The sequence below is a fragment of the Bifidobacterium ramosum genome (genome assembly GCF_009299505.1).
Lineage (GTDB): Bacteria > Actinomycetota > Actinomycetes > Actinomycetales > Bifidobacteriaceae > Bifidobacterium > Bifidobacterium ramosum.
The window spans coordinates 81,579-94,299 of the sequence record NZ_WBSM01000008.1 but is presented as its reverse complement, the minus strand read 5'-3'; the positions used below and the strand labels follow the sequence as shown (position 1 = coordinate 94,299).

The window sequence follows — 12,721 nt, the reverse complement described above, 5'->3', positions numbered from 1 at the left end:
TGGATAACTCGCCGCCTTGAGATGCACAGGACGATGCGATTGTATGGTGATCGTCTCCCGAATTTCTTGCGCTGAGTGACTGTCAGTGCAAGAAATTCGGGACGAGTGCCTGTATTTCCCGAAAAACTTGCACTGGAAGTCGGTCAGTGACCCTTTTTCGGGACAATGAGGATGATTTCCCGAATTTCCTGCGCCCCATCGAAGGGAGGGGCCAAGACCACGCCGCCGTCGTAAACGCCATCCGATTCGCAGTCACAAGCAGCCAAGCGGTGGCCGGAACCCCGGGAACCAGCGCTGATCCGCCGCAAGAGGCCGGAACGAAGGAAGGAGCGAACAACGGTCGCGCGTTACCTACCGCCGCAGCGACGCCACGCCCTTGGCGACCGCCCAGAACAGCGTCGACAGGGTCACGATGATGAAGCTCGGGGGAGCGGGGAACATCGCGGCCAGCACCAGTCCACCCCAGATCGCCACGAGGCACAGCACGCTCGCCAGTACCATGGCCCGCAGCGGGGAACCGGCGAGAATGTTCGCGGTCGCCGCCGGCGTGATCACCAGCGCGAAGATCAGCAGCGTTCCCACGGCCGGCACCGCGATCGTGATCACCCCGGCCATGATCGCCATGAACGCGACGTTCATCGCGCCGATCGGCACGCCTTTGGCCTGCGCGACCTGCTCGTCCACCGAACTGAACAGCAGTGGTCGGTAGATCACCGCCAACACCGCCAGCAGCAGCACGTCGAAGATCGCAAAGCCAATGATCTGATCGGTCGTGATCGTCAGGATCGACCCGAACAGGATCGACTGCATCTGTTGTGACGCGGAGCTGGACAGTCGCGCGAAGAACAAGCCCAAGCCGGTGGCGAACGCGAGCACCGTACCGGTCGCGATCTCACGCTGCGACGCGCGCTTGCCGAGCGCGCCGATCACCAACGCGCCGCCCAGCGCGAAGACGCCGAGACCGAGCGAGACCGGCAGTCCCAGCAGCACCGCGCCGGTCGCGCCCGGCAGCCCGATATGCGCCAGCGCGTGTGCGGCGAACGTCGATTGGCGGGCGATCGTGAAGTAGCCCATCACGCCCGCGGCCAGCGCGATGCACAGGCCGGCGAGGAACGCGTTGGTCATGAACGGCGCGGTGAGCGTGTCCATCCAATCGGGGTCGAACGTGAAGCTGACGGTCATCGTGCGCCTCCTGCGTCGTTGCGAACAGCGGGGGTACGGGCGCCGGCGTCATGGCCGGCATCACCTGCCCCGTGGTGGTGATGGAACTGCGCGATCTCCGCGGTGGCGTGCGTGTCCGGCACCACGTCCTCGGGCTCGTCCGGGCTGGGGGTGACGAACATATCGCCCTGCGGCGTGGTCACCACCTGCACGGTGGTGCCGTACAGGTGCGTGAGCAGGCTGGAGTCGAGCACTTGGTTCATGGCCGCGTAGTGCGGGTGCCCGTCGAGCAGGTACACGGCGCCGGTGAGGATCGGCAGCAGCATGTTGAGGTCATGCGCGACCACTTGGATGGTCATGCCGAGTTCCTTATTGAGGCGGGCGAGCACGTGCACGACGGCGCGTTGGCTGGCGAGGTCGAGATTGGCGAGCGGCTCGTCAAGCATGAGCAGTTTGGGATCCGATACGAGCGCCTGCGCGATGGCGACGCGTTGACGCAGACCGCCCGACAACTCCGACAGCCGCAGGTGTGCCTTGTCTTCGATGCCGGTGAACGCGAGCGCCTGACGGACCTTGGCCTTCTGCGCCTTGGTGACGACGTGGATGCCGAATTGCGTGCCGGTGAGTCCCAGCAGCACCGACTGTTCGGCGGTGAGGTTCGAGTCGATGTCCGACGTGTAGCTTTGCGGCACGTAGCCGATCTGTCGGTTCGCCGATCCGGCCGGCCGGCCCAGAATGGTGATCGATCCCGCGGCAAGGGGGAGCAGACCGAGCTCGGCCTTCATCATCGTGGTCTTGCCGGTGCCGTTGGTGCCGACGATCGCGGTGACCGATCCGTTGGGGATGGCGAAGCTGCCGTGCTGCCAGATCGTGCGTCCGCCACGGCTTACCGCCGCGTCATGGAACACGATGCATGCGTCGTGTTGCGTACTGTCGTTTGTCATGATGCCCGTTTCCGATCCGTGCGCCGTGTATGGCGCCATCATTGCGGATTATGGCAAATGACGTTGACAATCATTCTCAATAACGTGCGTACGACGGCGTACGACGATCATGCCGCGATGTCGTGGTCGTCCCCGTGCGTTGTGTGACTACTTGCCCGGATCCGGCTGCTTGGCGTCGTCGGATGACGTATTTTCCGACGACGAGCTGGAGTCCGACGACGAATCGGTAGTGCCGGAGCCCTCGGCATCGTCGTCGGAGTCATCGTCGGTGGACGATGAGGTCCCCGCCTTGCAGGACGTCGTCGTGTCCGTATCGTCCGAATCATCGTCTGACGTGCCGTCCGTTGCGGCATCGTCGCCCGTCTTCTTGCCGTCGGACGAGTTGGTGCCGTTGTCGTCGCCGGACTGATTTGATGTGTCGTCGGATCCGCAGACGTCGAAGTATCCGGTGATCGTATCGACCAGCGACCCGATCCATTCGGTCAGCGACGTCATGTCCTTGGGCATCTGCTCGCTCACGTCGAAGACCGGCACGTCGGCGCGGCCGGCCGTTCCGGTGATCATGTTGGTCGCGTCCGACGCTTCCTGCGTGTTGTTGACCAGCAGGTCGACGCCCTTGTCCTCGAGCAGCTTCTGGAACTCCTGCAGGTCGGCGGGGGCGGCCTCGCCCTCGGCCGCGGCGGACGCCGCATACCCCTTCGGCGTCTTGTCGGTGAAGCCCATGTCGGACATGAGGTAATAGGCCACGGCCTCCGTGGCCGCATACGTCACGTCCTTATGCGCCGCGGAGAAATCGTCCATCGCCTGTTCGACGGTCTTCTCCTTCTTCTGCCACGCCTTATACCGTTCGTTGAACGCCTTCTTTTTGCTCGGCAGCACCTTGGAGAACGCGTTGACGAGCTCCTGCGCCATGCCGTTGCGCGCATCCTTCGAGAACCACAGGTGCGGGTTGTCGCCCTCCATCGCGCCCACGATCTGGGCCGCCGACACGGTCTGCGCGTCCTTCGCGACGTTCTTGGTCGCCCAGGAGTCGTAGCCGGCGCCGTTCGCGACGACAACCTGCGCCTTCGCCAGTTTGGCCACGTCCGAAGTCTGCGGTTCGAAGTCGTGCGCGTCCACGTTCGTGGAGCTCAGGATCGACGTGACCGACACGTCGTCGCCGCCGATCTGCTCGGCCAGCGAACCCCACTGGTTGATGGAGGCGACCACGGCGATCGGGCCGGACTGTTCGGTCGTGTCCTCGCCAGGCGTCTGGGCCTGCGTCGACGAGCCGCATCCGCCCGTCACGGCCAACAAGGCGACGGCGGCGAATCCGGCGATCGCCTTCACCACGCGAGATCCATGAATGTCCATGTTGCCCAGCCTCTCGATCATGCTGTCCGAATATCGCAGCGGACGCCACCATTGACTGCAATCCACGATAGCCTAACGCTAAGGCAACGAACCGACGACATGAGGAGCGGTATATGACCATCAGACTCGACGGCAAGCAGACGGCGGCGACCATCAAGGCGAATCTGGCCGAGCGTGTCGCACGGCTCAAGGAACACGGTATCGAACCGGGTCTCGGCACCCTGCTCGTCGGGCAGGACGCCGGCTCGGTCAAATACGTGGCCGGCAAGCACGCCGACTGCGCCGAGATCGGCGTGCGGTCCATCAAGCACGAGCTGCCGGCCGACGCGAGCTTCGACGACATCGCGGCCGTCGTGCGCGAGATGAACGACGATCCGACGTGCACCGGCTACATTGTCCAGCTGCCGCTGCCCAAGGGCATCGACGAGAATGTGATCATCGACCTGATCGACCCGGCCAAGGACGCGGACGGCATGCACCCGTACAACCTCGGCGAACTCGTGCTGCACGTGCGCGGCGAGATCACGACCCCGCTGCCGTGCACCCCGCGCGGCGTCATCGAGCTGCTCGGCGCGTACGACATCGACCTCAACGGCAAGGAGGTGTGCGTGCTCGGCCGCGGCATCACCATCGGACGCACGATCGGCCTCATGCTCACGCGTCGCGCCGTCAACGCGACCGTCACGCTGTGCCACACCGGCACGCGCGACGTGGCCGACCACATGCGCCGCGCCGACGTGATCGTCGCCGCGATGGGCTCGGCCGGATTCGTCAAGCCGGACATGATCAAGGACGGCGCGATCCTGCTCGACGTCGGCGTCTCGCGCGTCTTCGACGAGGAGGCCGGCCGCTGGCGTGTCAAGGGCGACGTGGACAAGGCGTGCTACGACAAGGCATACGCCTACTCGCCCAACCCGGGCGGTGTCGGCCCCATGACCCGTGCCATGCTCCTCGCCAACGTCGTCGAAATGGCCGAACGCCAGCTGGGCTGACGGCTTGCGACACGCCCGAAATATATGGGCAGGGCTACCGGTATTGTTGAGAATTGCGCGTGCGCCAGCATGCGCGGAATAACTGAAGAACGATTTTATCCACCAACTAGTTATTAAGAAACCACATTAATGGCAGAGAACAATAACGAAGTCGCCAAGGTCGCCATCAACGACATCGGCACCGAAGAGGACTTCATCAAGGCAGTCGATTCCACCATCAAGAACTTCGATGATGGTGATCTGGTCGAGGGTACCGTCGTCAAGGTCGATCGTGACGAGGTCCTGGTCGACATCGGCTACAAGACCGAGGGTGTGATCCCCTCCCGCGAACTTTCCATCAAGAAGGATGTCGATCCGGACGAGGTCGTCGAGGTCGGCGATCCGATCGAGGCCCTTGTCGTCACCAAGGAAGACAAGGAAGGCCGTCTGATCCTGTCCAAGAAGCGTGCTCAGTACGAGCGTGCCTGGGGCGACATCGAGAAGATCAAGGAAGCTGACGGCGTTGTTGAGGGCACCGTCATCGAAGCCGTCAAGGGCGGCCTCATCGTGGACATCGGCCTGCGCGGCTTCCTGCCGGCGTCGCTGGTCGAAATGCGCCGCGTCCGTGATCTTTCCCCGTACATCGGCCAGAAGATCAAGGCCAAGATCCTGGAGCTCGACAAGAACCGCAACAACGTGGTCCTGTCCCGCCGCCAGTACCTCGAGGAGACCCAGTCCGAAGTGCGCGAGACCTTCCTCTCGCAGCTCAAGAAGGGCCAGATCCGCGAGGGTGTTGTCTCCTCCATCGTCAACTTCGGCGCGTTTGTCGATCTCGGTGGTGTTGACGGCCTGATTCACGTCTCCGAGCTGTCCTGGAAGCACATCGACCACCCGTCCGAGGTCGTCAAGGTCGGCGACAAGGTTACCGTCGAGGTCCTCGACGTCGATCTGGACCGCGAGCGCATCTCCCTGTCGCTCAAGGCCACCCAGGAGGATCCGTGGCAGCGCTTCGCTCGCACCCACGTCCCCGGCCAGATCGTCAAGGGCAAGGTCACCAAGATCGTCCAGTTCGGCGTGTTCATCTCCGTTGAGGACGGCATCGAGGGCCTGGTGCACATCTCCGAGCTCGCGAACCGTCACGTCGAGAACCCGGAGACCGTCGTCAAGCCGGGCGAAGAGGTGTTCGTCAAGGTGATCGACGTCGATCTCGATCGTCGCCGCATCTCCCTGTCCCTCAAGCAGGCCAACGACTCCGTCGATCCGAACTCCGAGGACTTCGATCCGGCGCTGTACGGCATGCCGGCCGAGTACGACGAGGAAGGCAACTACAAGTATCCGGAAGGCTTCGACCCGAACACCAACGAGTGGATCGCCGGCTACGAGAAGCAGCGCGAGGAGTGGGAGGCCCAGTACGCAGCCGCCCACGACCTGTGGGAGCAGCACAAGGCGTTCGTCGCCAAGGAGCTGGAGAACGCCGCCGCTTCGGCCGCCGAGGATGGTCAGGCTCCGAAGGAGGAGAAGGTCGAGGAGACCTCCAACTACTCTTCCGAGTCCACCTCCACCGGCACCCTCGCCGACTCCGATCAGCTCGCCGCCCTGCGCGACCAGCTGCTCGGCAAGTGAGCATCGCCTGAACGAGAAGAAGTGATTCAGTACTGATCCATCGGTCTGAATGAGAAGCCCGATCCCTATGGGGTCGGGCTTCTTGCGTATATGCCGAGGCGCGTGGCCGTCACGGTGGTTCGTCTCGCGCTACCATGTGAGACGTGATAGTGAGGATCGGACTGACCGGTGGGATTGCGGCCGGCAAAAGCACGGTGGCACGACGGTTGCGCGAGCTTGGCGCGGCGGTGATCGACTATGATGCGTTGGCTCGACTGGTCGTCGCCCCCGGCGGGGATGGTCTGCGCAGGATCGTCGACGAGTTCGGCCCGGACGCGTTGACCGATGATGGCGAACTGAACCGTGCATGGATGGCGGCACATGTGTTTGGGACACATGCGCCGGCAGGTGCGCGGGAGCGTCTCGATGCGATCGAACATCCGTTGATCTATGACGAAGCGGCGAGGGCGGAACGCGAGGCGATTGCCGCGTTCGATCGTGCCGGTGCCGGTGCCGACAACGGTGACGGGACGCTGGTCGTCGTGCATGATGTGCCGCTGCTGGCCGAGGTGATCGGGACGATTCCGTTCCGGTTCGACCATATCGTGACGGTCGAGGCGCCGGTCGACGTACGCATCGCGCGCATGATGGGGGAGCGCGGCATGAGCCGCGAACAGGCCGAAGGACGCATTCGGCATCAGAGCGATGAGGCGACGCGCCGAGGAATCGCCGATATCGTAGTGGATTCCACACAATCTATAGAACAAATGTTCGATATTGTTGATAGGCTGTATGTCAATTGGACCAGCCGGAAGGAGTAATGATGGGCTTCAATATCGAACGATCGAACAAGCTGTTCGTCGTCAAGTCGCCGTACAAGCCATCCGGCGACCAGCCGCAGGCCATCGAGGAACTGGCCACACGCATCGAGAACGGCGAGAACGACGTGGTGCTCATGGGCGCGACCGGCACCGGCAAGACCGCGACGACCGCATGGCTGATCGAACGGTTGCAGCGGCCGACGCTCATCATCGAACCGAACAAGACGCTGGCCGCGCAGCTGTGCGCCGAGTTCCGCGAACTCATGCCGGACAACGCGGTGAGCTACTTCGTGAGCTACTACGACTACTATCAGCCCGAGGCATACATTCCGCAGACCGACACGTACATCGAGAAGGACTCCAACATCAACGACGATGTGGAACGCCTGCGCCACGCCGCCACCGCGAACCTGCTGACCCGGCGCGACTGCGTGGTCGTCGCCACCGTGTCTTGCATCTATGGCCTCGGCACGCCGGAGGAATACGCCGGGCGCATGCTGTTCCTCAAGGAGGGGCAGGAGATCAACCGCGACGATCTGCTGCGCCAGTTCGTCGCCATGCAGTATAAACGCAACGACATCGCGTTCACGCGCGGCACGTTCCGCGTGCGCGGCGACACCGTCGAGATCATTCCCGTCTACGAGGAGCTGGCCATCCGCATCGAGTTCTTCGGCGACGAGATCGACCGCATCTCCACCCTGCACCCGCTGACCGGCGACGTGATCGATCACGAGAGCGAAGTGCACATCTTCCCGGCCTCGCATTACGTGGCCGGCCCCGAGCGCATGGAACGGGCACTCAAGACCATCCAGCAGGAGCTGGACGAGCGCACCGCTCAGCTGCGCAAACAGGGCAAGGAGCTCGAGGCGCAACGGCTCACCATGCGCACCACCTATGACCTCGAGATGCTCGCACAGGTGGGTGTATGCTCCGGCGTGGAGAACTATTCACGGCATTTCGACGGCCGCGCTCCCGGCACGCCGCCGCACACGCTGCTCGACTTCTTCCCCGACGACTTCCTGCTCGTCATCGACGAATCCCACGTGACCGTGCCGCAGATCGGCGCGATGTACGAAGGCGACGCCTCGCGCAAGCGCACGCTCGTGGACTTCGGGTTCCGTCTGCCGTCGGCGATGGACAACCGGCCGCTCAAATGGCCGGAGTTCCTCGAACGCGTCGGCCAGACCGTCTACCTGTCCGCCACGCCGGGCGACTATGAGCTGGGATTGTCCGACGGCGTGGTCGAGCAGATCATCCGACCGACCGGCCTGCTGGACCCGAAGGTAGAGGTTCGCCCCACCAAGGGGCAGATCGACGACCTGCTCGCCGAGATCAAAGACCGTGTGGCCAAACACGAGCGAGCGCTCGTGACGACCCTGACCAAGAAGATGGCCGAGGACCTGACCGACTACCTGCTCGAACGGGGCATCAAGGTCGAATACCTGCATTCCGACGTGGACACGCTGCGCCGCGTCGAACTGCTGCGCGAACTGCGCGAAGGCAAGATCGACGTGATTGTCGGCATCAACCTGCTGCGCGAGGGCCTCGATCTGCCGGAGGTGTCGCTGGTCGCGATCCTCGACGCCGACAAGGAAGGCTTCCTGCGCTCGTACCGTTCGCTCATCCAGACGATCGGCCGCGCCGCGCGAAACGTGTCCGGCACGGTCATCATGTACGCCGACGAGACGACCGACGCGATGCACAAGGCCATCGATGAGACCGAACGCCGCCGCGCCAAGCAGATCGCGTACAACAAGGAACATCACATCGACCCGAAGCCGCTGATCAAGAAGATCAGCGACGTCAACGACATGCTTGCCAAGGAGGACGTGGATACGCAGACGTTGCTGGCCGGCGGATACCGCAACGCCGGCAAGGCCGGCAACACGCATCTCGGCGTGCCGACGCTCGACAAGGACGAGGCCGACAAGCGGCATGAGGAGATCCTCAAGGCCGGGCTGCCGGCGCAGGATCTCGCCGACCTGATCCGTCAGCTGAGCGAACAGATGCACACCGCCGCCGAACAGCTCCAGTTCGAGCTGGCCGCCCGCCTACGCGACGAGATCCGCGATCTCAAAAAAGAACTGAGGGGGATGACCGAGGCAAATAAGTGAACTTCGGCCCCGGCTCGGGACCGGGTGCACGCTCCCTCAGTCAGCCTGCGGCTGCCAGCTCCCTCAGCCGAGGGAGCCGAGGCTCGCTATGCTCGCTGAAGTAGCGTCAGCGCCTGTTCATATGCTGGGAGTCATGTCTGAAACCCCTGTAGTGTTTATGGTCGCCACGTTCGTGGTGCTCGCGGCGTTCTTCGTCGTGGATCTGTTCGTCATCGGGCGCAAACCGCACGTGCCGTCCACCAAGGAGTGCCTGCAGCATATCGCGTTCTTCGTGGTCGCCGCCCTGATCTTCGGCGGCATCATGTGGGCCGTCGCCGGTTCCAAGCCGGCCATCGAGTTCTATTCCGGCTGGCTTACCGAATACTCGCTGAGCATCGATAACCTGTTCGTATTCGTCATCATCATGTCGAACTTCGCTGTGCCGAAAGTCCTGCAGAAGTACGTGCTGTCGGTCGGCATCACCGTCGCTCTGATCCTGCGCGGCATCTTCATCCTCATCGGCGCCGCGCTCATCGAACGGTTCACCTGGATCTTCTTCCTCTTCGGCGCGTTCCTCATCGTCACCGCGATCAAGCTCGTCACCGGCGGCGACGATGACGAGGAATACCATGAGAACGGCATCATCAAGGCCTTGCGCAAGGTCATGAGGATCTCCGACGAATACGACGGCGAGAAGCTGCGCACCGAAAAGAACGGCGTCAAGTACTTCACCCCGATGCTCGTCGTGTTCCTCGCCATCGGTACCACCGACGTCATGTTCGCCTTCGACTCGATCCCCGCGATCTTCGGCCTGACCAAGGACCCGTTCATCGTGTTCACCTCCAACGTGTTCGCCCTGCTCGGCCTGCAGCAGCTTTACTTCCTGCTTGGCGCGCTGCTCGACAAGCTCGTCTACCTGCCGCTTGGTCTGTCCATCGTGCTCGGCTTCATCGGCATCAAGCTCATCATGGAGGCGCTGCACGGCAATTCGCTGCCGTTCCTCAACGGCGGACAGCCCATCGCATGGGTGCCGGAGGTGCCGACGTGGTTGTCGCTCGCGGTTATCATCCTGGCGATCGGCGGGGCCGCCGTGGCCAGCGTGCTCAAGATGAAGTCGCTGGAAACCGCGGACGCCAAGAACGCGTGATGAACTGTTGCTGAACAGTGCGGAACCCGTTGCATGAACCCTTGTCGTGCAACGGGTTTTGCATTATCCGGTGGCTTTGCGTTACAATATTGTGAGCGCTCACAACACACCGCAAAAAACAGTGGCCGTGTTCGTCGTGTGCTAGTAGACTGAACCTCGGCAGCCGGGCCATCCCGGGTCCGGCAAAACAAGATAGGAATAGGCAGGCATTCATGCGTAAAGCCAAGATCGTTGACACCATCGGTCCCGCGACCGAATCTCTCGAGGGCATCACCAAGCTCGTCGAAGCGGGTATGGACGTCGCTCGTCTGAACCGCTCCCACGGCACCCCGGAGGATCACCTTCGCGTCTACAACAACGTGCGCGAAGCCTCCAAGGCCACCGGTCGCAACGTCGCTGCGCTGGTCGACCTTCAGGGCCCGAAGATCCGCTGCGGCTGGTTCAAGAAGAACGCCGAGGGCGAGGACAAGGTCCAGCTCCAGCTTGGCCAGGAGTTCATCATCACCACCGATGATGTCGAAGGCGACGAGCACATCACCTCCACCACCTTCAAGGGCCTGCCGGGCGATTGCCACCCGGGCGACCCGATCCTGATCGACGACGGCAAGGTCCGCCTCGAGGTCACCAAGGTCGAGGGCAACAACGTGTACACCAAGGTCGTCGTGGCCGGTCCGGTGTCCTCCCACAAGGGCATCAACCTGCCGGGTGTTGCCGTTTCCCTGCCGGCCCTGACCGAGAAGGACGAGGCCGATCTGCGTTGGGCCATCCGCACCGGCGCCGACATCATCGCCATGTCCTTCGTGCGCTTCGCGACCGACATCGACCGTGCCCACGAGATCATGGACGAGGAAGGCCGCCGCATCCCGATCGTCGCCAAGATCGAGAAGCCGCAGGCCCTCGAGAACCTCGAGGAGATCGTCAAGACCTTCGACGGCGTCATGGCCGCCCGTGGCGACATGGCCGTCGAGTGCCCGCTCGAAGAGGTCCCGCTGGCCACCAAGCGCATCATCGAGCTGGCCCGCCAGTATGCCAAGCCGGTCATCGTGGCCACCGAAGTCCTCGGCTCCATGGTCCACTCCCCGGTGCCGTCTCGCGCTGAGGCCTCCGACTGCGCCAACGCCGTCCTCGACGGCGCCGACGCGACCATGACCTCCAACGAGACCGCCGTCGGCGAGTACCCGACCGAGACCGTCGCCACCATGTCCCGCATCTCCGGCTTCGCCACCGAGCACGGCTTCGACCGCATCCCGGAGCTAAAGAACCTCGACATGTCCTCCACCGGTGCCGTCTCCTCCGCCGCCGTCGACCTGGCCGACAAGCTCAACGCCAAGGCCATCGTCGCCTACACCCAGACCGGCAACACCGTGCACCGCGTCTCCCGCGAGCGCCCGGCCGCCCCGATCTACGGCATCACCAACAACGAGCACACCTACCACTGGCTCGCGCTGTCCTGGGGCACCGAGGCGTTCTACGTCCCGGAGGACTACCACGATAAGTCCCGCAAGGACCTCATGGCCTACACCGACACCATCCTCAAGAAGGCCGGTAAGGTCTCCGATGGCGACAAGATCGTCGTGCTGAGCTCCGCCCAGGGTGAGCACTCCGCCGGCTCCACCGACACCATCTACGTGCACACCGTCGGCAACGCCGAGTGAGCGTAGCGGTATCGCGGCAGCGGCAGTCGCTGTAATGACATGAACGAAGGGTCCCGATCGGATTGCGGTCGGGACCCTTCGTTCATATGGAGGCGATGGTATCTATGCCTTGACGTACATGCGGCCGATTTCCCTAAGGAAATCGGCCGCATGTACGTCAGTTAGTTAAGAAGGCAATGCACAAGGGCGGCGAAGAACGTGGCATTGGCCGTGAAGGAGCGGCTGGCCCGATGCCGGCTCACTGTCCGAGGTTGTGATCCGGTGCAGTGTACAGACGCAGGATCGCGATGATCGTCTTCGCGTCGACGATCGTGCCGTTCACCACCATCTGATACGCCTCGTCGAGCGTGTACAGACGCACGTCCGGGCGCGGGGTCTCCGGGCCGAAGCTGGCGCGGTCGGCCGGCGACAGGTGCGTGGCGAAGAACAGCGCCGTATGATGCGCCGCGAAGCTCGGCATGTTGAGGAACCGCGAGAACTGCACGTAACTGGTCGCCGTGTAGCCCGCCTCCTCGTGCAGCTTGCGCTTGGCGACGTCGAGCGCCGTCTCCTTCGGATCCTCGGCATGGCCGCCGGGGATCTCCAATGTCCAGCGGTGGGTCGGGATGCGGTACTGTTCGACCAGCGGGATGCGGCCGTCGTCCGTCAGGGCGAGTACGCCGACCCCGTCGCCGTTGTTCCCCTGCAGCACGAACCGGTCGAACTGGCCGGCCTTCGGCGTCGACAACGACACCTGATCGACGTTGAAGTAGTGGGTCGCGACGATCTGTTTGCGGCTCTCCTCCTTGACCGGCGAGGTGCGCCACGGATCGAATGGACGATAAGTTTCGGAACTGCTCATCATAACCTCCTTGTATATGTCGTATGAGATACTCCTACCTTTAATTGTATGGCAATATGACGTTTTTGCGCGGATTATCTATGACGTGTCTGCGGATGGCGGAATGCCAGCGGATGCTGATGCAATGTCGGCG

10 protein-coding genes are annotated in these 12,721 nt (G+C 63.1%); 6 read left to right on the top strand and 4 right to left on the bottom strand.

Translation table 11 applies throughout. The annotated features are described in order from the left end of the window. Window positions 1-351: 351 nt before the first annotated feature. The 3 genes from DSM100688_RS08105 to DSM100688_RS08095 form a co-directional block, all read right to left on the bottom strand. Window positions 352-1,182: a metal ABC transporter permease gene (locus DSM100688_RS08105; RefSeq protein ID WP_152358593.1), complete on the bottom strand. Its 831-nt coding sequence runs from the start codon at window positions 1,180-1,182 to the stop codon at window positions 352-354. Then, complete coding sequence (locus DSM100688_RS08100) at window positions 1,179-2,105, bottom strand: ABC transporter ATP-binding protein (RefSeq protein WP_152358592.1); 927 nt, start codon at window positions 2,103-2,105, stop codon at window positions 1,179-1,181. Before DSM100688_RS08100 ends, DSM100688_RS08105 begins: the two co-directional genes overlap by 4 nt. A 147-nt stretch (window positions 2,106-2,252) precedes the next feature. Next, window positions 2,253-3,458 carry a metal ABC transporter solute-binding protein, Zn/Mn family gene (locus tag DSM100688_RS08095; RefSeq protein ID WP_152358647.1) on the bottom strand — a complete coding sequence of 402 codons (1,206 nt, stop codon included), beginning with the start codon at window positions 3,456-3,458 and terminating at the stop codon, window positions 2,253-2,255. A gap of 113 nt (window positions 3,459-3,571) precedes the next feature. Here DSM100688_RS08095 and DSM100688_RS08090 point away from each other — a divergent pair, with 113 nt between their 5' ends. The 6 genes from DSM100688_RS08090 (at window position 3,572) to pyk (ending at window position 11,747) form a co-directional block, all read left to right on the top strand. Continuing rightward, complete coding sequence (locus DSM100688_RS08090; RefSeq protein WP_152358591.1) at window positions 3,572-4,450, top strand: bifunctional methylenetetrahydrofolate dehydrogenase/methenyltetrahydrofolate cyclohydrolase; 879 nt, start codon at window positions 3,572-3,574, stop codon at window positions 4,448-4,450. 129 nt (window positions 4,451-4,579) lie between these two features. Continuing rightward, complete coding sequence (rpsA, locus tag DSM100688_RS08085; RefSeq protein WP_152358590.1) at window positions 4,580-6,052, top strand: 30S ribosomal protein S1; 1,473 nt, start codon at window positions 4,580-4,582, stop codon at window positions 6,050-6,052. Window positions 6,053-6,195: 143 nt separating this feature from the next. Further along, window positions 6,196-6,852 carry a dephospho-CoA kinase gene (gene coaE, locus DSM100688_RS08080; protein WP_240811849.1) on the top strand — a complete coding sequence of 219 codons (657 nt, stop codon included), beginning with the start codon at window positions 6,196-6,198 and terminating at the stop codon, window positions 6,850-6,852. A 2-nt stretch (window positions 6,853-6,854) separates the two neighbouring features. Next, the gene (gene uvrB, locus DSM100688_RS08075) at window positions 6,855-8,966 is read left to right on the top strand and encodes an excinuclease ABC subunit UvrB (RefSeq protein WP_152358645.1); all 2,112 of its coding nucleotides are present in this window, start codon (window positions 6,855-6,857) and stop codon (window positions 8,964-8,966) included. Between the two features lie 133 nt (window positions 8,967-9,099). After that, window positions 9,100-10,092 carry a TerC family protein gene (locus DSM100688_RS08070; protein ID WP_152358589.1) on the top strand — a complete coding sequence of 331 codons (993 nt, stop codon included), beginning with the start codon at window positions 9,100-9,102 and terminating at the stop codon, window positions 10,090-10,092. Window positions 10,093-10,304: 212 nt separating this feature from the next. Then, the gene (gene pyk, locus DSM100688_RS08065) at window positions 10,305-11,747 is read left to right on the top strand and encodes a pyruvate kinase (RefSeq protein ID WP_152358588.1); all 1,443 of its coding nucleotides are present in this window, start codon (window positions 10,305-10,307) and stop codon (window positions 11,745-11,747) included. A gap of 238 nt (window positions 11,748-11,985) precedes the next feature. Here the strand turns inward: pyk and DSM100688_RS08060 are convergent, their stop codons facing one another. Further along, window positions 11,986-12,591 carry an NUDIX domain-containing protein gene (locus DSM100688_RS08060; RefSeq protein WP_152358587.1) on the bottom strand — a complete coding sequence of 202 codons (606 nt, stop codon included), beginning with the start codon at window positions 12,589-12,591 and terminating at the stop codon, window positions 11,986-11,988. Window positions 12,592-12,721 lie beyond the last annotated feature (130 nt).

Coding starts and splice junctions, on each gene's coding strand:
- rpsA (WP_152358590.1), top strand. CDS start 4,580: ATGGCAGAGAACAATAACGAAGTCGCCAAGGTCGCCATCAACGACATC.
- DSM100688_RS08105 (WP_152358593.1), bottom strand. CDS start 1,182: ATGACCGTCAGCTTCACGTTCGACCCCGATTGGATGGACACGCTCACC.
- DSM100688_RS08070 (WP_152358589.1), top strand. CDS start 9,100: ATGTCTGAAACCCCTGTAGTGTTTATGGTCGCCACGTTCGTGGTGCTC.
- DSM100688_RS08090 (WP_152358591.1), top strand. CDS start 3,572: ATGACCATCAGACTCGACGGCAAGCAGACGGCGGCGACCATCAAGGCG.
- pyk (WP_152358588.1), top strand. CDS start 10,305: ATGCGTAAAGCCAAGATCGTTGACACCATCGGTCCCGCGACCGAATCT.
- DSM100688_RS08060 (WP_152358587.1), bottom strand. CDS start 12,591: ATGATGAGCAGTTCCGAAACTTATCGTCCATTCGATCCGTGGCGCACC.
- DSM100688_RS08100 (WP_152358592.1), bottom strand. CDS start 2,105: ATGACAAACGACAGTACGCAACACGACGCATGCATCGTGTTCCATGAC.
- DSM100688_RS08095 (WP_152358647.1), bottom strand. CDS start 3,458: ATGGACATTCATGGATCTCGCGTGGTGAAGGCGATCGCCGGATTCGCC.
- uvrB (WP_152358645.1), top strand. CDS start 6,855: ATGGGCTTCAATATCGAACGATCGAACAAGCTGTTCGTCGTCAAGTCG.